General features: G+C 59.6%; 16 protein-coding genes. All 16 read left to right on the top strand.

The window, feature by feature from the left end; all coding sequences use genetic code 11:
• The first annotated feature begins 8 nt into the window (after positions 1-8).
• The 16 genes from NCT04_RS14670 to NCT04_RS14595 all read left to right on the top strand — a co-directional run bounded on the left by NCT04_RS14670 (position 9) and on the right by NCT04_RS14595 (position 18,137).
• Positions 9-788 carry an ABC transporter ATP-binding protein gene (locus NCT04_RS14670; RefSeq protein WP_244826623.1) on the top strand — a complete coding sequence of 260 codons (780 nt, stop codon included), beginning with the start codon at positions 9-11 and terminating at the stop codon, positions 786-788.
• The gene (locus tag NCT04_RS14665; RefSeq protein ID WP_250466203.1) at positions 785-1,546 is read left to right on the top strand and encodes an ABC transporter ATP-binding protein; all 762 of its coding nucleotides are present in this window, start codon (positions 785-787) and stop codon (positions 1,544-1,546) included. Before NCT04_RS14670 ends, NCT04_RS14665 begins: the two co-directional genes overlap by 4 nt.
• Positions 1,547-1,641: 95 nt before the next feature.
• Positions 1,642-2,859: an ABC transporter substrate-binding protein gene (locus NCT04_RS14660; RefSeq protein WP_244826621.1), complete on the top strand. Its 1,218-nt coding sequence runs from the start codon at positions 1,642-1,644 to the stop codon at positions 2,857-2,859.
• An 83-nt stretch (positions 2,860-2,942) separates the two neighbouring features.
• Positions 2,943-3,827 carry a branched-chain amino acid ABC transporter permease gene (locus tag NCT04_RS14655; protein WP_250466201.1) on the top strand — a complete coding sequence of 295 codons (885 nt, stop codon included), beginning with the start codon at positions 2,943-2,945 and terminating at the stop codon, positions 3,825-3,827.
• On the top strand, positions 3,827-4,798 hold the full coding sequence (locus tag NCT04_RS14650; protein ID WP_244828141.1) for a branched-chain amino acid ABC transporter permease: 972 nt from the start codon (positions 3,827-3,829) through the stop codon (positions 4,796-4,798). The genes NCT04_RS14655 and NCT04_RS14650 overlap by 1 nt, the downstream gene beginning before the upstream one ends.
• A gap of 504 nt (positions 4,799-5,302) precedes the next feature.
• Positions 5,303-6,469 (top strand): ABC transporter substrate-binding protein, encoded by a 1,167-nt coding sequence (locus NCT04_RS14645; RefSeq protein WP_250466199.1) that lies wholly within the window; start codon positions 5,303-5,305, stop codon positions 6,467-6,469.
• Between the two features lie 247 nt (positions 6,470-6,716).
• Entirely contained in the window at positions 6,717-7,889 is a 1,173-nt protein-coding gene (locus NCT04_RS14640) for an ABC transporter substrate-binding protein (RefSeq protein WP_250466197.1), read from the top strand.
• Positions 7,890-8,045: 156 nt separating this feature from the next.
• The gene (locus NCT04_RS14635; protein WP_250466195.1) at positions 8,046-9,101 is read left to right on the top strand and encodes a branched-chain amino acid ABC transporter permease; all 1,056 of its coding nucleotides are present in this window, start codon (positions 8,046-8,048) and stop codon (positions 9,099-9,101) included.
• 4 nt (positions 9,102-9,105) lie between these two features.
• Positions 9,106-10,890: a branched-chain amino acid ABC transporter ATP-binding protein/permease gene (locus tag NCT04_RS14630; RefSeq protein ID WP_250466193.1), complete on the top strand. Its 1,785-nt coding sequence runs from the start codon at positions 9,106-9,108 to the stop codon at positions 10,888-10,890.
• Positions 10,890-11,642, top strand: coding sequence for an ABC transporter ATP-binding protein (locus NCT04_RS14625; RefSeq protein ID WP_250466191.1), 753 nt, complete (start codon positions 10,890-10,892; stop codon positions 11,640-11,642). The genes NCT04_RS14630 and NCT04_RS14625 overlap by 1 nt, the downstream gene beginning before the upstream one ends.
• 150 nt (positions 11,643-11,792) lie before the next feature.
• Positions 11,793-13,757, top strand: coding sequence for a tRNA uridine-5-carboxymethylaminomethyl(34) synthesis enzyme MnmG (gene mnmG / locus NCT04_RS14620; RefSeq protein ID WP_250466306.1), 1,965 nt, complete (start codon positions 11,793-11,795; stop codon positions 13,755-13,757).
• Complete coding sequence (gene rsmG / locus NCT04_RS14615; RefSeq protein WP_250466190.1) at positions 13,754-14,419, top strand: 16S rRNA (guanine(527)-N(7))-methyltransferase RsmG; 666 nt, start codon at positions 13,754-13,756, stop codon at positions 14,417-14,419. Before mnmG ends, rsmG begins: the two co-directional genes overlap by 4 nt.
• Before the next feature lie 75 nt (positions 14,420-14,494).
• Positions 14,495-15,265 carry a ParA family protein gene (locus tag NCT04_RS14610; RefSeq protein ID WP_250466188.1) on the top strand — a complete coding sequence of 257 codons (771 nt, stop codon included), beginning with the start codon at positions 14,495-14,497 and terminating at the stop codon, positions 15,263-15,265.
• A gap of 46 nt (positions 15,266-15,311) precedes the next feature.
• The gene (locus tag NCT04_RS14605) at positions 15,312-16,214 is read left to right on the top strand and encodes a ParB/RepB/Spo0J family partition protein (protein WP_250466186.1); all 903 of its coding nucleotides are present in this window, start codon (positions 15,312-15,314) and stop codon (positions 16,212-16,214) included.
• Between the two features lie 3 nt (positions 16,215-16,217).
• Entirely contained in the window at positions 16,218-17,354 is a 1,137-nt protein-coding gene (locus tag NCT04_RS14600) for an SLC13 family permease (RefSeq protein WP_244826611.1), read from the top strand.
• 303 nt (positions 17,355-17,657) lie between these two features.
• A complete protein-coding gene (locus NCT04_RS14595) occupies positions 17,658-18,137 on the top strand; it encodes an ATP synthase subunit I (protein ID WP_250466303.1) in 480 nt (159 codons plus the stop codon).
• Positions 18,138-18,189 lie beyond the last annotated feature (52 nt).

The following is an 18,189-nucleotide window of genomic DNA, read 5'->3' as shown; positions in this document are numbered from 1 at the left end:
AAGGGGACATGATTCTCGGCGACACCATTCTGGAAACGCGAGGGCTCACGAAGGAATTCAAAGGCTTCACGGCCGTGAATGGCGTGAACCTGCGCGTGCGCCGCGGTTCGATCCACGCGCTGATCGGTCCCAACGGCGCGGGCAAGACGACCTGCTTCAACCTTCTCACCAAGTTCCTCGAACCCACCGCGGGCCAGATCGTCTTCAACGGCACCGACATCACGCGCGAACGCCCGGCGCATATCGCGCGGCGCGGCATCATTCGTTCGTTCCAGATTTCCGCTGTGTTTCCGCACTTGAGCGTGCTGCAGAACGTGCGCGTCGGCCTGCAGCGGCAGCTCGGCACGTCGTTCCAGTTCTGGCGCAGCGAGCGTTCGCTCGATGCCCTCAACGACCGCGCGATGGATTTGCTCACGCAAGTGGGCCTGACCGATTTCGCCGATACGAAAACCGTCGAGCTTTCATACGGCCGCAAGCGCGCGCTGGAAATTGCCACGACGCTTTCGATGGAACCCGAACTCATGCTGCTCGACGAACCGACGCAAGGTATGGGGCACGAGGACGTGGATCGCGTGACGGCGCTCATCAAGAAGGTCTCGGCGGGACGCACCATTCTGATGGTCGAGCACAACATGAACGTGATCGCGGGCATCTCCGACACCATCACGGTGCTTCAGCGCGGCGAAGTGCTCGCGGAAGGCAGCTATGCGGAAGTATCGAAGAATCCGCTCGTGATGGAAGCCTACATGGGCAGCGCCGATGCAGCGCTCACCGGAGCGCACGCATGAGCACGATCGTGGAAGCGCGCCGCTCGCAAGAGGCGAACGGCGCAGCGGGTCATGTGCCCGCGCTGGAAATAGCAGGCTTGCAGGCGTGGTACGGCGAATCGCACATTCTGCATGGTGTCGATCTGAAGGTGAATCGCGGCGAAGTGGTCACGCTGCTCGGCCGTAACGGCGCGGGGCGCACGACCACGATGCGCGCCATCATGGGATTGACCGGGCAACGCACGGGCTCTATCCGCGTGGGCGGACGCGAGACCATTGGGCTTGCCACACATAAGATCGCGCATCATGGGGTCGGCTATTGTCCGGAGGAGCGCGGCATTTTTTCGAGCTTGTCCTGCGAAGAAAATCTTCTCTTGCCACCGGTGACCGGCAATCCGAAAGAGGCGATGCCGCTGGACGAGATCTACTCCATGTTCCCGAATCTGAAGGAGCGGCGCGCGAGTCAGGGCACGCGGCTCTCGGGCGGCGAACAGCAAATGCTCGCGGTGGCGCGCATTCTGCGCACCGGCGCCAATTTGCTGCTGCTCGATGAGATATCGGAAGGGCTTGCGCCCGTCATCGTGCAGACACTCGCGCGCATGATCCTCATGCTGAAGGCGCGTGGCTACACCATCGTCATGGTCGAACAGAATTTTCGTTTCGCAGCGCCGCTCGCGGACCGCTTCTATGTGATGGAGCATGGAAACATCGTCGAGCATTTCGGCGCGGGGGAACTCGAAGCGAAGATGCCGGTGCTGCACGAATTGCTCGGGGTGTAATCGTCCTTAAATCGACAAACGCGGCACGTTGAAGCGGCACGTAAAGCGGCACGGCTCAGGCAGCACGCAACAACCAAAAACTCACGGAGACTGCAATGAAAATGAAGACCCTCGCGCGCCTTTCCACTTTTTGCTTTGCGGCTGCGGCGGCGAGTGTGGCGTCCATGAACGCTGCTCACGCGGCCGACGGCAACACGGTGAAGATCGGCTTCATTACCGACCTGTCGGGTCTCTACGCCGATATCGACGGCCAGGGCGGTCTCGAAGCCATTCGCATGGCGATTGCGGACTTCGGCGGCAAGGTGAACGGCAAGCAAATCGAACTCGTGTATGCGGATCACCAGAACAAGGCGGATATCGCGGCATCGCGCGCGCGTGAGTGGATCGACCGCGATGGCGTGAACGTGATCATCGGCGGCACGAACTCGGCTACCGCGCTTTCCACCAATCAGGTCGCGGGCGAGAAGAAGGTTCCGTACATCAACATCGGCGCGGGCGCGGACAACCTCACGAACGAGCAGTGCACGCCGTACACCGTGCACTATGCGTACGACACCATGGCGCTCGCCAAGGGCACCGGTTCCGCCGTGACGAAGCAGGGCGGCAAGTCGTGGTACTTCCTCACCGCCGACTACGCGTTCGGCAAGGCGCTCGAAAAGAACACGGCCGACGTGGTGAAGGCCAACGGCGGCCAAGTGCTCGGCGATGTACGCCATCCGCTGTCGGCGTCGGACTTCTCGTCGTTTCTGTTGCAGGCGCAAGGATCGAAGGCGCAGGTGCTCGGTCTTGCGAACGCGGGCGGCGACACCATCAACTCGATCAAGGCAGCGAAGGAATTCGGCATCAACAAGTCGATGAAACTCGCCGCGTTGCTGATCTTCCTGACGGACATCCACAGCCTGGGACTCGAAACCACGCAAGGCCTCGTGGCGACGGATAGCTGGTACTGGAACAAGGACGACAAGACGCGCGCGTGGGCCAAGCGCTACTTCGACAAGATGAAGAAGATGCCGACGAGCCTGCAGGCCGCGGACTATTCGGCTGTCACGACGTATCTGAAGGCCGTGCAGGCCACGGGCACGACCGACAGCGACAAGATCATGGCGCAGTTGAAGCAGACGAAGATCGACGACTTCTACGCGAAGGGCACCATCCGCCAGGACGGCGCGATGATCCACGACATGTATCTCATGGAAGTGAAGAAGCCGTCGGAGTCGAAGGAGCCGTGGGACTACTACAAGATCACGGCGACGATTCCCGGCGATCAGGCATTCGGCACGAAGGCGGAGTCGCGCTGCGCGGCGTGGAAGTAAGCGCACACGGTTGATGCGGCAAGCGGCTGTCATTGGCCGCTTGTCGCGATGACTTAATCGACCCATTCCTGACGGCAGGTTCAATGGAAATTTTCGGCATTCCGCTCGCCGCGATGATGAGCCAGTTGCTCCTCGGACTGGTGAACGGCTCGTTCTACGCGATCCTGAGTCTCGGGCTCGCGGTGATCTTCGGCTTGCTCAACGTCATCAACTTCGCGCACGGCGCGTTGTTCATGCTTGGCGCGATGCTCGCGTGGATGGGCGCCTCGTATCTCAACGTGCCCTATTGGGCGATGCTCGTGCTCGCGCCGCTTATCGTCGGCCTCTTCGGCATGGTTATCGAACGCTCGATGCTGCGTTGGCTGTACAAGCTCGATCATCTCTACGGCTTGTTGCTTACGTTCGGCCTCACGCTCGTGATCGAAGGCGTGTTCCGTTCAGTCTATGGTTCGTCGGGTCAGCCTTACGACGTGCCCTCGCTTCTGACGGGCGCGACCAATCTCGGCTTCATGTTCCTGCCGAACTATCGCGCGTGGGTCGTCGTGGCATCGCTCGCGGTGTGCTTCGCGACATGGTTCGTGATCGAGAAGACGCGCATTGGCGCTTATCTGCGCGCGGGCACGGAGAACCCGAAGCTCGTCGAGGCATTCGGCATCAACGTGCCGCTCATGATCACGCTCACCTATGGCTTCGGCGTCGCGCTTGCGGCCTTTGCGGGGGTGCTGGCCGCGCCGGTGATTCAAGTGTCGCCGCTGATGGGCCAGTCGATGATCATCACCGTGTTCGCGGTCGTGGTGATCGGCGGCATGGGTTCGATCATGGGCTCGATTCTCACGGGTCTTTTGCTCGGCATCATCGAAGGCCTGACGCGCGTGTTTTATCCGGAAGCGTCCGCGACGGTTGTCTTCGTCATCATGGCGCTCGTGCTGATGGTGCGGCCCGCCGGACTCTTCGGCAAGGAAAAATGATGCAGAGAAAAGCGCTTTACGGCTTGTTGCTGATCGCTTTGATCGTCGCGCCCTTCGCGGGCGTGTATCCGGTCTTCATGATGAAAGTGCTGTGCTTCGCGTTGTTCGCGGCGGCGTTCAATCTGTTGATCGGCTATACGGGCTTGCTGTCTTTCGGGCACGCGATGTTTCTGGCAAGCGCGGGTTACACCGCGGGCTATGCCATCCAGACATTGGGGTTGACGCCCGAACTCGGCGTGATCGCGGGAACGGCGGTGGCGACCGTGCTTGGATTGATCGTCGGTCTTCTGGCGATTCGCCGCCAAGGCATCTACTTCGCGATGGTCACGCTCGCGCTCGCGCAGATGGTCTACTTCGTGTTCCTGCAGGCGCCGTTCACGCATGGCGAAGACGGCTTGCAAGGCGTGCCGCGCGGCAAGCTCTTCGGCGCGTTGAACCTCGGCAGTGACATTACGCTCTATTACGTCGTGCTCGTCGTCATGTTGCTGGCGTTCGCGTTGATCGTGCGTATCGTGCATTCGCCGTTCGGACAAGTGCTGATCGCGATCAAGGAGAACGAGCCGCGCGCGGTATCGCTCGGCTACGATACCGCGCGCTACAAGCTGCTTGCGTTCGTGTTGTCGGCGGGTCTCGCAGGGCTTGCCGGTGCGCTGAAGACGCTCGTGCTCGGCTTCGAAACTCTCGGCGATGCCTACTGGACGATGTCCGGCCTGGTGGTGCTGATGACGCTCGTCGGCGGCATGAGCACCATGTTCGGTCCGTTGCTCGGCGCGGCGATCATCGTTGCGCTGGAAGACCGGCTCGGCGATATCGGCGGCGGACTTGCGCGACTCACCGGCGTGGACTGGTTCAATTCGCTGGGTGAATCCGTGACTATCGTGACGGGCCTGATTTTTATCGCATGCGTGCTGGCATTTCGACGTGGCATTGTGGGTGAAATCGTGGCGCGTGTCAGACCGCTACAGGGTTAACCATTTAGTTGGATATCCGAACAAATACTGTTCAAGCAACGGCACGCGCGCAATGCACGGTTAACGACCCCGAAATCGCCCTCTTAAGGTGCTTTTATGCACCACTAGGGTAAATGCTAGGTTGTTGCGAAACAATACAGTCGATAACATTCTGCTTAGTTCTGTTGCACCCAGATTTTTGAGGTGGAGAACGAGGAGACATGAGGCACCAAGTGCCCGACCGAAAGCGCTGTTGGATGATTCCAACAGCGCTTTTTTATTGGCTGTTTTGTTTTACGTCGATATTTCGCGTCGCCGAAATATAATCCGCATACCGTTTCGGCGGATTCAAAAAACTCGCATTCACACCCGGTCGCAGCTTACGTTCGACAGCCGTCATAAGCCCTGCAAAACGCTTGCTGTGCATGACGCGCCTCCGCTAAACTGCATTTCCCGACCCATCGGTCGGTGAAAAGACGCGGGCTTCAAACTGGACGTTTCACGATCAAGACGGGGCGCAAATCAATGAAGTGGGCTTTACGCGTTAAGACGGTCGCAATGGCTGTCGCGGGTTTATCGGCGGTATTCAGCACTCAGGTTTTCGCGGACGTAAAGATAGGCGTGACGGTTTCGGCAACGGGCCCGGCGGCTTCGCTCGGCATTCCGGAAAAGAACACCATCGCGTTGCTGCCGAAGGAAGTGGCGGGGCAGAAGGTGCAGTACATCGTGCTGGATGACGCCACGGACTCCACGCAAGCCGTGAAGAACGCGCGCAAGCTCACGAGTGAAGACCACGTCGATGCGCTCGTCGGTTCGACGGTCGTTCCCAATTCCCTCGCGATGATCGACATCGCCGCCGAGACCACCACGCCCATGATCTCGATGGCGGCCGCGGCCAGCATCGTCGAACCCATGGATGCGAAGAAGGCGTGGGTCTTCAAGACGCCGCAGAATGACATCCTCATGGCGACCGCTATCGCGCAGCACATGTCGAATCATGGCGTGAAGACGGTTGCCTTCATCGGCTTTGCGGACGCCTACGGCGAGAGCTGGTTCAAGGAGTTCACGAAGGCGGCGGAGCTCGCGAAGATTCGCGTCGTGGCCAACGAGCGCTTCGCGCGCAACGACGCATCGGTCACGGGGCAAGTGCTCAAGATGATGTCGCAGAGCGCGGATGCGGTACTCATCGCCGGTGCGGGAACACCCGCCGCGCTGCCGCAGAAGACGCTCAAGGAGCGCGGCTACAAGGGCAAGATCTATCAGACGCACGGCGTTGCCAACAACGACTTCCTGCGTGTATGCGGCAAGGATTGCGAAGGCACGTTCCTGCCCGCCGGACCGTTGCTGGTCGCCGAGCAACTGCCGGACAGCAATCCGGTGAAGCAAGCCGCGCTCACTTACAAGAAGGCTTATGAAGGCGCATACGGCGCGGGTTCGGTCTCGACGTTCGGCGGTCATGCGTGGGACGCGGGCCTCATTCTCCAGCGCGCTATTCCCATTGCCTTGAAGAAGGGTCAGCCAGGAACGCCCGCGTTTCGCGAGGCATTGCGCGCGGCTATCGAAGGCACCAGGGACTTGCCTGCATCGCACGGCATCTTCAACATGAGCGCGAACGATCACTCTGGTCTTGATCAGCGTGCTCGCGTGATGGTGGAGATCGTCGGCGGCAAGTGGAAGCTCTCGGGCAACTGAGCATGTGAAATCACGCAAACGAAGAAGGCGCGTCTGTCATGGTCGCGCCTTTTTTTCTGCATGCCGTAATGGAAGAGAAGAGGGCGCGAAAACCCCATGCAGCGCCTGCCGACGGTCAGGGAAAACCAGCCTAGGCACGTGGTTTCGCGGTACATAGATTGGGGCGGCTGTTCAGACGGCAGTAAGCAAGCTTCATCGATAACAACTCGCATCGGCGCGTACAGCCGGTCGCGTTTGGAGACAAGCAATGAAAACGAAGCACACATGGATCAGGGCAAGCGTCGCGCTCGCCATCGCGGGGGGCGCGCTCGTAAGCTCAGGCGCGGCCTTCGCGCAAGTGAAGATTGGCGTGACGCTCTCGGCCACTGGACCGGCGGCATCGCTCGGGATTCCCGAGAAAAATACCATCGCGTTGTTGCCAAAGGAAATTGGCGGCAAGTCCGTCGAGTACATCGTGCTGGATGACGGCTCCGACACGAGCCGCGCCGTGCAGAACACGCGCAAGCTGATAGACGAGGATCATGTCGATGCAGTCGTCGGTTCAACGGTCACGCCCAATTCGCTCGCGATGATCGATGCCGCTTCGGCTTCGAAGACACCGATGATCTCGATGGCGGCATCGGCTTCCATCATTGCACCGATGGATGGCAAGAAAGCGTGGGTCTTCAAGACGCCGCAGAACGACGCGCTCATGGCCGACGCCATCGCCAGTTACATGGAGAAGCACGGCGTGAAGACAGTGGGCTTCATCGGCTTCGCGGATGCCTACGGCGACGGCTGGTACAACGTCTTCAACGCAGCGGCGAGCGCGCACAAGCTCAAGATCGTCGCGAACGAACGCTATAACCGCACGGACACGTCCGTCACCGGTCAGGTGCTCAAGACGGTGGGCGCCAATCCGGATGCCGTGCTGATCGCAGGCGCGGGAACGCCGTCGGCGCTGCCGGCGAAGGCGTTGAAGGAGCGCGGATACAAGGGCAAGGTTTATCAGACGCACGGGGTGGCGAACAACGACTTCCTGCGCGTATGCGGCAAGGATTGCGAAGGAGAGATCCTGCCTGCCGGGCCGGTTCTCGTGACCGAGCAACTGCCGGAAAACAATCCGGTGAAGAAGTCCTCGGCGGCGTACAAGAACGCCTATGAGAAGGCCAACGGGGCGGGTACGCTTTCCACCTTCGGCGGTCACGCGTGGGACGCCGGTCAGATGCTTCAGCGTGCGATCCCCGAAGCGCTGAAGAAAGCGCAGCCGGGTACGCCCGAGTTCCGTGAAGCGCTGCGCGCCGCGTTGGAGAATCTGAAGGACTTGCCCGTCGCGCACGGCATCATGAACACGACATCGAACGATCACAACGGCTTCGACGATCGCGCGCGTGTGATGGTGCAAATCTCCGATGGCAAGTGGAAGCTGCTCAACGACTGATCGGACTTGAGCGCGCGCTCTGCTAAAGGCGCGTTCTTTTCTCCGATTTTCAAGATAGCAAAGCGGTGCGCCGATGTATGCGGCGCGCCGCTTTTTCCCATGTTCACGGGCCGATCCGGCAGCCCGACCTTTTTGCGGAAGCTCTGAAGAGGAAGTATGGACTTATCGATTGCGGCGATCCTCGCGCAAGACGGGATCACCACGGGCGCGATTTACGCATTGCTCGCGCTCGCCCTGGTGCTCGTGTTTTCCGTGACTCGCGTCATTTTCATCCCGCAAGGGGAGTTCGTCGCTTATGGCGCGCTCACGCTTGCCGCGCTGCAGACGCAAAAGCTGCCGGCGACGTGTTACTTGCTCATCGTCATGGGCGCGGGTTGCTTCGTCGCCGAACTTGCGGGGATCGTGCGGCATCCGACGCGGTATCGGCAGATTGGACGGCTGCTCGCAACGCTCGCGGGAAAGTATGTGCTGTTTCCCGTCGGCGTATGGGTACTGACGCAGGCAATCTTCGCGCAGCCCTTGCCGATGTTCGTGCAGATCGCGCTGACGCTGTTGATCGTCGTGCCGATGGGACCGTTCGTGTATCGACTCGCCTACGAGCCGATCGCGGAGGCGAGCACCCTGTTGCTGCTGATCGTCGCGGTGGCCGTGCACTTCGCGATGGTCGGGCTCGGGCTCGTCATGTTCGGCGCGGAAGGATCGCGCACGACGGCGTTCTCCGACGCCACCTTCAATCTCGGCAGCGTGTCGATCTCCGGGCAGAGTGTGTGGGTGGTGGGCACGGCGGTCGTGCTGATCGTGGCGCTCTACTTCTACTTCGACCGGACCATTTCTGGCAAGGCGTTGCGGGCGACGTCGGTGAACCGGCTGGGCGCGCGCCTGGTCGGCATCGGCACGACGCAGGCGGGGCGGCTCGCGTTCACGCTGGCGGCGGGGCTCGGCGCGCTGTGCGGCGTACTCGTCGCACCCATCACGACCATCTATTACGACTCGGGATTCCTGATCGGCTTGAAGGGCTTCGTCGGGGCAATCGTGGGCGGTCTGGTGAGTTATCCGCTGGCGGCAGCGGGGTCGCTGCTCGTCGGCTTGCTGGAGTCGTATTCGTCGTTCTGGGCGAGCGCGTACAAAGAGGTGATCGTCTTCACGCTAATTATTCCGGTGCTGCTATGGCGAAGCCTGGCAAGCCCGCATTCCGATGAAGACGAGGAGTAACGCAATGGCATTCCTTCATCGATACCGCTTCTTCTGGCTGTTCCTCGTCGTGGTCTTTGCGTTGCCCGTGTTGCCGAAACCGGTGGCCGTGCCCGAGTACTGGATAACGCTGCTCAACTACATCGGCTTGTATTCGATTGTCGCGATAGGGCTCGTCTTGCTGACGGGCATAGGCGGGATGACGAGCTTCGGGCAGGCCGCGTTCGTCGGCGTAGGCGCGTATGCAACGGCGTTTCTGACGACCCAATACGGTGTGTCACCGTGGCTTGCGTTGATCGCGGGCGTGGTGTTGACGGCGATCATCGCGCTGTTTCTGGGCCTCATTACGATGCGGCTTTCCGGGCACTTTCTGCCGCTCGGCACAATCGCGTGGGGACTGTCGTTGTTTTATCTGTTTGGAAACATGGAGTTGCTCGGCAAGTACGACGGGATCAATGGAATTCCTGTGTTGAACCTTTTTGGATGGCACTTGGAGTCTGGGCGCAGCATCTACTACCTGATTTGGGTCGTCGTGCTGCTCGCCGTCGTATCTGTTCAGAATCTGCTTAATAGTCGTCCAGGCCGCGCTATCCGCGCGTTGCGCGGCGGCGGCACGATGGCGGAGGCGATGGGCGTCAATACCGGCTGGATGCGCGTCGTTATCTTTGTCTATGCGGCGGTGCTTGCATCCATTTCCGGCTTTCTTTACGCGCATTTGCAGCGTGCGGTGAATCCGACGCCGTTCGGGCTTAATCATGGCATCGAGTTTCTGTTCATGGCAGTGGTTGGCGGAGTGGCGCATGTCTGGGGTGCAATTCTGGGCGCGACTATCCTCACCGTTCTGCAAGATTATCTGCAGACGCTGCTGCCCAAGTTGATCGGTGCGAACGGAAACTTCGAGGTTATTGTCTTCGGCGTGTTGATGGTGTTGCTGCTTCAATACGCGCGTCAGGGAGTGTGGCCGTTCGTGGCGCGTTTGTTTCCAAGCGCTCCGCGAGCGCGCGTGCCGGAGCGCGGCGAAGCGTTGCCGCAGCGCAGCAAGCCGGTGGCGGGCGAATCGCTTCTTGTCGTCGATAACGCGCGCAAACAGTTCGGCGGGCTTATCGCAGTAAACGATGTGAGTTTCGATATAAAGGCAGGGGAGATCATCGGGCTGATCGGGCCGAACGGCGCTGGAAAATCCACCACTTTCAATCTCGTGACCGGCGTGCTTCAGGTTACAAGCGGCGCGATCAGCTTTCGGGGCGAGCGTATTGAGAAGCTGACATCGCGGGAGATCGTAAAGCGGGGCATCGGGCGAACCTTCCAGCACGTGAAAATGCTTCCGGGTATGAGCGTCTTGGAAAATGTCGCGATCGGCGCGCATCTGCGGGGAAAGACCGGCGTTTGGCGGAGCGTCGCGCGTTTGAACGGTGCGGAGGAAAGTCGGCTGATGGCCGAGGCGGCGCGACAAATCGAACGCGTCGGCCTGGAAAAGCATGTATTCACTGAGGCCGGAAGTTTGGCGCTGGGGCAACAACGCATCATGGAAATTGCGCGCGCGCTGTGTTGCGATCCGACGCTTTTGCTTCTCGATGAGCCAGCTGCTGGTTTGCGATACCAGGAGAAGCTTCAGCTTGCCGACCTGCTGCGTAGGCTTCGCGCAGAGGGAATGAGCATCCTGCTGGTCGAGCACGATATGGACTTCGTGATGAATCTCACCGACCGCCTTGTCGTGATGGAGTTCGGGACGAAGATTGCGGAAGGCTTGCCTTCAGAAGTTCAGAAAGATCCTACTGTGCTCGAAGCGTATCTTGGTGGAGTGGAGTAATGCAAAAAAGTGTACCGATTCTTCAAGTCGATGGTTTATCCGTCCGATACGGGAAAGTCGAGGCGCTGCACAATGCGACGCTTACGGTCGGCGCCGGACAAATCGTGTCGGTGATCGGTCCAAATGGTGCGGGCAAATCCACTCTTTTGAATGCAATCATGGGGGCTTTGCCGCAGACAGGATCGTCTAATGGTGTGATCCGGTATCTGGACGAGGATGTCGCTGCGCTGCCTATCGAGCGTCGTGTTTCACGTGGAATGTGCCTTGTTCCTGAGCGCCGGGAACTGTTTGCTTCGATGTCGGTTGAGGACAATCTCGTCCTAGGCGCCTATCGGCGCAAGCGAGCGGGGGAGCGAAACTTCTTGGATCAGCTTGAACCAGTCTTTCGCCTTTTTCCCCGGTTGAAGGAACGCCGCAGGCAGGCGGCAGGAACGCTATCCGGCGGTGAGCGGCAAATGCTTGCTGTAGGTCGAGCGTTGATGGCCAAGCCAAAATTGTTGTTGCTCGATGAGCCTAGTCTCGGTCTGGCACCTTTGATCGTGAAGGAAATTTTTCATATCGTTAGCGCGCTTCGCAAGACGGGCGTCGCAATACTTTTGATCGAGCAAAACGCACGCGCGGCACTACAGATATCTGACTTCGGCTACGTTCTTGAGACAGGCGAATTCGCCCTGAAAGGCCCCGCGCAAGATTTGCAACACAATCCCCAAGTCATCGAGACTTACCTCGGGTTGGTAAAGAAGGCCGTTTAAAAGGTTGCGTCAAATATCGAAGGCGTGTTTCACGTGAAACACGCCATTTTTTTCGCCTTTTCCGGATCGTTGGAAAACCGGCGAACGAGAACCCGATATAATTCGTCGATATTCTTTCTTCAGGTTCGCATCGCTCGATGCGAGATCTTCATGCTTTTTCCTTCAGAATTTGATGTGATCGTCGTTGGCGGTGGTCATGCGGGCACCGAAGCTGCGCTTGCCTCGGCGCGGATGGGCTGTCGGACGCTGCTCCTAACGCACAACATCGAGACGCTTGGCCAGATGAGCTGCAATCCATCGATCGGCGGCATCGGAAAAGGACATCTCATCAAGGAAGTCGATGCGTTGGGCGGCGCGATGGCTGCCGCCACCGACGAGTCCGGTATTCAGTTTCGCATTCTCAATTCGTCGAAGGGTCCTGCAGTGCGAGCCACGCGCGCTCAAGCCGACCGCATTCTTTACAAGCAGGCAATACGCAATCGGCTGGAAAATCAGCCGAATCTCTGGCTGTTCCAGCAAGCCGTCAACGATTTGATGGTGGAAGGTGACCGCGTCGTTGGTGCCGTTACGCAAGTTGGCTTACGGTTTCGGGCGCGTGCCGTGGTTCTGACAGCGGGGACGTTCCTCGACGGAAAGATCCACGTGGGGTTGAACAACTACGTGGGCGGCCGCGCGGGCGATCCTGCTGCGATATCTTTATCCGCACGTCTCAAAGAGTTGAATTTGCCGCAGGGCCGACTAAAGACGGGAACGCCACCGCGCATCGACGGCCGCACGATCGACTTTTCGAAGCTTGAAGAGCAGCCGGGCGATTTGGATCCGGTTCCGATTTTCTCTTTTCTTGGCCGCGTCGAGCAGCATCCGCGTCAGGTGCCGTGCTGGGTGACGCACACGAACGCCCAAACGCACGACATTATTCGATCGGGCTTGGATCGGTCGCCGATGTACACAGGGGTGATTGAAGGCGTTGGGCCGCGGTACTGCCCGTCGATTGAAGACAAGATTCATCGGTTTGCATCGAAGGACGCACATCAAATCTTTCTGGAACCGGAAGGGCTGACTACGAACGAGTTCTATCCCAATGGAATTTCGACGAGTCTGCCTTTCGATGTCCAATTAAATCTTGTGCGTTCCATGCGTGGTCTCGAACACGCCCATATCTTGCGTCCTGGCTATGCAATCGAATACGACTACTTCGATCCGCGTGCGCTTAAGGCTTCATTAGAGACGAAATCCATCAGCGGGCTTTTCTTCGCCGGACAGATCAACGGCACGACGGGTTATGAGGAGGCTGCCGCGCAGGGACTATTAGCCGGCATAAACGCAGGGCTTCAAGTGCAGGGCAGGGATGCCTGGACACCGCGCCGTGATGAGGCGTACTTGGGTGTACTGGTCGACGATTTGGTAACGCGCGGAGTCTCTGAACCGTATCGAATGTTCACGAGCCGTGCGGAATATCGTCTGTCTCTACGTGAAGATAACGCGGATATGCGTCTGACCGAAACAGGGCGGGGGCTTGGAGTCGTAGATGACGTTCGTTGGGATGCTTTCAGCCGCAAGCGCGACGCTGTTTCACGTGAAACAGAGCGGTTGCGCTCCACTTGGGTGAACCCTAAGACGCTTCCGGCTGAAGAGGCGACCGCGTTACTCGGCAAGCCGATCGATCACGAGTACAGTTTGGCCGACCTGCTACGACGCCCTGGTGTCTCGTACGATGGCGTCTGCGCTTTGCGCAACGGGGAATGCGGTTCAGCCGAATCGCTAGCCGATGATCCAGTTCTCCTCGCGCAGATCAAAGAACAGATCGAGATTGGCGTGAAGTACCAAGGCTATATCGACCGGCAAGCGGACGAGATCGTGCGCAACGGAGCGCAAGAGAACACGCGTTTACCAGAGACGATCGACTACAGCGAAGTGCGCGGCCTTTCCTTTGAGGCGCGACAAAAGCTAACGCAGCATCGTCCAGAAACGATCGGGCAGGCATCGCGTATTCAGGGCATCACGCCGGCTGCTATCTCCCTACTCATGGTGCATCTCAAGCGCGGCCTCGGCCGGCGCGGACGCGACGCAGGCAGCGATCAGGATCAGGCCAGCAGCAACTCGGTGGTTCAATGAAGGACCAAAACGAATCGCTGGCTAACTTGCTCGACCGAGGTACGACTGAACTCGAGCTTGCGCTGACTTCATCGCAGAAACAGCAGCTACTCGATTACGTTGCGCTGCTGGGCAAATGGAACGCCGTCTACAACCTGACGGCGATCCGCGACCCGAAGCAAATGTTCATTCAGCATATTCTCGATTCGCTTGCCATCGTTCCGATGCTCGTGGCGCGCCAACCAAAATCGATTTTGGATGTCGGTTCGGGCGGCGGCCTGCCGGGCATCGTGCTGGCAATCGTCTTACCCGACGTGAAAGTGACGCTGAACGACATCGTTCACAAGAAGACCGCCTTTCAGTCGCAAGCGAAGGTTCAGTTGGGGTTGGCGAATCTTTCCGTCGTGACGGGACGCGTTGAGAATCTGCGGCCGGGTTGCGAAGTCCCGGGAAAATTCGACGTAATTGTCTCGCGCGCGTTCGCAGACCTCGCGGATTTCGTTACACTTGCGCGTCATCTGGTCGCGGACGACGGCCGGATTCTCGCGATGAAGGGCTTGCAACCGGACGACGAAATCGCGCGTCTGCCAGATGGCGCGACGGTGAAGCGCATCGAGCGTCTGAATGTTCCGATGCTCGATGCCGAGCGCCACTTGATCCATGTAGCCGTCGGCGCGCAGTAACACGTCGCGGGCGCTTTCGTCACGGCCGTAACGGCAGCTGATCTTCTGACAGCGAAGAAACGAGGACATAAAACGATGGCAAAAATCTTCTGCGTCGCAAATCAGAAGGGCGGCGTTGGAAAGACCACCACGGCGGTCAATCTCGCGGCAAGTCTCGCGGGACTTGATCAACGCGTTCTACTCATCGATCTGGACCCGCAGGGGAACGCGACGATGGGCAGTGGCGTCAATAAAGGCGCATGCGAGAAGACAATCTACGAAGTGTTAGTCGACGGGGTGACACTACGTGAGGCGGTAGTGCGACCGGAGAGCGTGGGATACCACGTTCTGCCTGCGAATCGTGAACTCGCTGGCGCGGAAGTCGAACTTGTGGATATGGACGACCGCGAGCACATTCTGCGCGCGGCCATCGCGGATATAGTCGATGACTATGATTTTATCCTGATCGATTGTCCGCCTGCATTGTCGCTGTTGACATTGAACGCGCTGTGCGCCGCGCATGGCGTCGTCATTCCAATGCAGTGTGAATATTTCGCGTTGGAAGGCTTGTCGGATCTGGTGAGCACCATCAAGCAGATCCACGCGAACCTTAACCGCGATCTGAAAGTGATCGGACTGTTGCGTGTGATGTTCGATCCGCGCATCACCTTGCAGCAGCAAGTGTCCGAACAGTTGAAGGAACACTTTGGCGACAAGGTTTTCGATGTCGTCATTCCACGCAACGTGCGCCTTGCCGAGGCGCCAAGTTACGGCCTGCCAGGCGTGGTGTTCGACAAGTCGTCGCGTGGCGCGCAGGCGTATATCCAGTTCGGCACGGAAATGATCGAGCGCGTACGCGCGCTGTAACGCAAACCCATTCGATCTGGCGGACGACGCCAACGGAGGAATCGAAATGAGCGCTGTGATGAAGAAGAAGGGTTTGGGCCGAGGCCTGGATGCATTGCTCGGCGGCAGCGTCGACATTACCGAAGCCGTACGCGGCGAAGGCACGCCGTCAGTCCTGTCGCTCGACAAGCTGCAGGCGGGCAAGTATCAGCCGCGTACCCGAATGGACGAGGGCGCGTTGCAAGAGCTCGCCGCGAGTATTCGCGCGCAAGGCCTCATGCAGCCGATTCTCGTGCGCTCCGTCGGCCCGGATCAGTACGAAATCATCGCGGGCGAGCGACGTTTTCGCGCGGCGCGTCTGGCTGGGCTCGACGAAGTGCCGGTGCTGGTGAAGAACGTGCCCGATCAGGCCGCCGCCGCGATGGCGTTGATCGAAAACATCCAGCGGGAGGATTTGAATCCGCTGGAAGAGGCGCAGGGTATCCAGCGCCTGCTCGACGAATTCACGTTCACGCACGAGCAGGCGGCCGAAGCGGTCGGGCGATCGCGTAGCGCGGTATCGAATCTGCTGCGTCTCTTGAACGTCGCCACGCCCGTTCAGACGATGCTGCTCGCAGGCGATCTCGACATGGGGCACGCACGCGCGCTGCTCGCCGTCGATGCCGCCACGCAGATTCAATTGGCTAATCACGTGGTGAACCGACGCTTGTCGGTGCGTGAAACGGAGCGCCTCGTCGCCGCGACGACGAAGGAAGCGCCGGCAGTCAAGGCGCGTCCCGCGAACGATGGCGGCCGTGACACGCGCAGGCTCGAGGAAGAGCTGTCGGATCTGCTCGCGGCGAGCGTGAAGATCAAGCTGGGCGGACGAGGACGCGGCAAGGTGATGATCGATTTCGGCAACCTCGACGCGCTCGAAGGCATTCTGAGCAAACTACGCGGCAGCATTGAAGCGCCTAATTCGGCCGCGTGAGTCTTGTCGGAATACAACGTCAAGCAATCGCGCTCCGACCTCCTGACGCGCGTCTGGAGGACCGTCAGTAAAGAGCCGGTCCTCGCCATTCTCGTGCTCGCGCTCGGCGTGTTGCAAGTGGTTCATCCGCGCTCGTGGGCTTCGCTGCCAGGTCTTGTGGATTGGCAGACCGTGCTCACGCTCGCCGGCCTGCTCATCCTGACCAAAGCGATCGAATTGTCAGGATTCCTGATGTGGGCCGCGCATCGGCTGGTGCATCACATCCACGGCGAACGCGGCCTGGCGCTGCTCCTCGTCGCGCTGGCGGCGGCGCTGTCCACGGTGCTGACCAACGATGTCGCGTTGTTCGCGGTCGTGCCGCTCGCGCTATCGCTGCATCGGCTCGCGCCCTTGCCCATCAAGCGTCTCGTCATCGTGATTGCGTTGTCGGTGAACGCGGGATCGATCCTCACGCCGCTCGGCAATCCACAAAACCTCTTCCTCTGGCAGACGAGCGGCGTCTCCTTCGGCGCGTTCGTCTGGGCGTTGCTGCCGCTTTGCGCGGTCCTCATGCTCATGCTCGGCGCCGTGACTTGCGCGATGTTTCGCAACGCGCCGCTCGACCTTTCTGGCGATGCCGAAGAGCACGGCGTCGACCGTGTGTTATGCGGTGTGAGCGTGCTTGCGTTCGCCGGCTTCGTCGCACTGGCCGACGCGCATCATGCCGGGCCCGGCCTTGCTGTCCTTGCCGTCGCGTTCCTGCTTTGGCGCCGCGAAGTTGTCTTGAAGATCGACTGGCTGCTTCTGCTCATCTTCATGCTGATGTTCATTGTGCTGCGCAGCGCGGCCGCGTTGCCGGCCATCCACGGCTTCATTGCGCAGTTGGGTATCGGCACGCCGATGCGTGCGTATGCTGCGGGCGCGGTGCTGTCGCAGGCCATCAGTAACGTGCCGGCGGCCATCGTGCTCGCCGAGTTTTCGAAGGACTGGCGCGCGCTTGCGTTCGGCGTGAGCGTCGGTGGTTTTGGGGTGGCAATCGGCTCGCTCGCCAATCTCATCGCCGTGCGTCTGTCGGGCGAGAAGGGCATGTGGGGTCCGTTTCACCTCGTTTCGATCCCTTTCTGGTTTGTTGCAGCGCTTGTTGGATGGGCGCTCATCTGAGTTTCGCGACGCAATCTCACGTCGTCTGAAAATCTGCTTGTAACCGCAAGAAAAGTCTCGCTTTCGAGACCATTTTTTAAGCTTTGTCCGCTTGGCTTTTGACGCACCTAAACTATTGAATCCCCGAGGACAATCGCTTACAATCCCCCGGATTTATCAGCTAGGCCACCTAGAAAGCGCGGCGAAAGCGCAGGGTGGTTTCCGAACTGTCGGTTGATGTGTTGAAGGGGTTTGAAGACGGTGCGAGAGCAGAATCGAGCGCCGGTGGGCGGGCAAGACAGCGCTCAAAACAAACGCGGAGACATTCACGCTTCAGGAAATCAGCCCCGCAGTTCGTCTGACGACTCGTGGGACGTTGAGGCGCAAGATAACAATATCGTTCCGCTCACGCGGGGCCAGGCAGAGAAGCTGTTCGGTCCTGATGTGAGTCGTCCATCGCGGGTCACGCCTTTCAAGGTAGTGGCCGCGCAAATGGTTTTGTCCCTGGGTGCGACGCTGTTGTGGTGGCTGTTCTACAAGCCGCCGGGCGATGCTGCGCTGTCCGCCTTCCTCGGAGGCGCGATCTGCTGGCTGCCCGGTGCACTGTTCGCGGCGCGCCTGAAGGCGAAGAGCGGAGCCGAGACCATCATGAGTTGGATGATCGGCGAAGCGATGAAAATGGGAGCGACGATTGCTATGTTCGTAGCGGTCGCCTTCTGGTACAAGAGCGCGCTGTGGTTGCCTTTGCTCGTTACGTACATCGTCGCGTTGAAGACTTACTGGCTGGCCATGGCTTTGCGTTGACCTCCAGGGTAATCGCCAGCCCGAAGTCAAGTATGTAGCATCACACATGAAA

This window comes from Caballeronia sp. GAFFF2, from assembly GCF_023631485.1.
Classification (GTDB): Bacteria; Pseudomonadota; Gammaproteobacteria; order Burkholderiales; family Burkholderiaceae; genus Caballeronia.
This window is presented reverse-complemented; position numbering and strand designations above follow the sequence as displayed.

What these genes read in the sequence shown, in the direction of transcription:
- NCT04_RS14670 (WP_244826623.1), top strand. Translation starts at nt 9, where the DNA reads ATGATTCTCGGCGACACCATTCTGGAAACGCGAGGGCTCACGAAGGAA.
- NCT04_RS14665 (WP_250466203.1), top strand. Translation starts at nt 785, where the DNA reads ATGAGCACGATCGTGGAAGCGCGCCGCTCGCAAGAGGCGAACGGCGCA.
- NCT04_RS14660 (WP_244826621.1), top strand. Translation starts at nt 1,642, where the DNA reads ATGAAAATGAAGACCCTCGCGCGCCTTTCCACTTTTTGCTTTGCGGCT.
- NCT04_RS14655 (WP_250466201.1), top strand. Translation starts at nt 2,943, where the DNA reads ATGGAAATTTTCGGCATTCCGCTCGCCGCGATGATGAGCCAGTTGCTC.
- NCT04_RS14650 (WP_244828141.1), top strand. Translation starts at nt 3,827, where the DNA reads ATGCAGAGAAAAGCGCTTTACGGCTTGTTGCTGATCGCTTTGATCGTC.
- NCT04_RS14645 (WP_250466199.1), top strand. Translation starts at nt 5,303, where the DNA reads ATGAAGTGGGCTTTACGCGTTAAGACGGTCGCAATGGCTGTCGCGGGT.
- NCT04_RS14640 (WP_250466197.1), top strand. Translation starts at nt 6,717, where the DNA reads ATGAAAACGAAGCACACATGGATCAGGGCAAGCGTCGCGCTCGCCATC.
- NCT04_RS14635 (WP_250466195.1), top strand. Translation starts at nt 8,046, where the DNA reads ATGGACTTATCGATTGCGGCGATCCTCGCGCAAGACGGGATCACCACG.
- NCT04_RS14630 (WP_250466193.1), top strand. Translation starts at nt 9,106, where the DNA reads ATGGCATTCCTTCATCGATACCGCTTCTTCTGGCTGTTCCTCGTCGTG.
- NCT04_RS14625 (WP_250466191.1), top strand. Translation starts at nt 10,890, where the DNA reads ATGCAAAAAAGTGTACCGATTCTTCAAGTCGATGGTTTATCCGTCCGA.
- mnmG (WP_250466306.1), top strand. Translation starts at nt 11,793, where the DNA reads ATGCTTTTTCCTTCAGAATTTGATGTGATCGTCGTTGGCGGTGGTCAT.
- rsmG (WP_250466190.1), top strand. Translation starts at nt 13,754, where the DNA reads ATGAAGGACCAAAACGAATCGCTGGCTAACTTGCTCGACCGAGGTACG.
- NCT04_RS14610 (WP_250466188.1), top strand. Translation starts at nt 14,495, where the DNA reads ATGGCAAAAATCTTCTGCGTCGCAAATCAGAAGGGCGGCGTTGGAAAG.
- NCT04_RS14605 (WP_250466186.1), top strand. Translation starts at nt 15,312, where the DNA reads ATGAGCGCTGTGATGAAGAAGAAGGGTTTGGGCCGAGGCCTGGATGCA.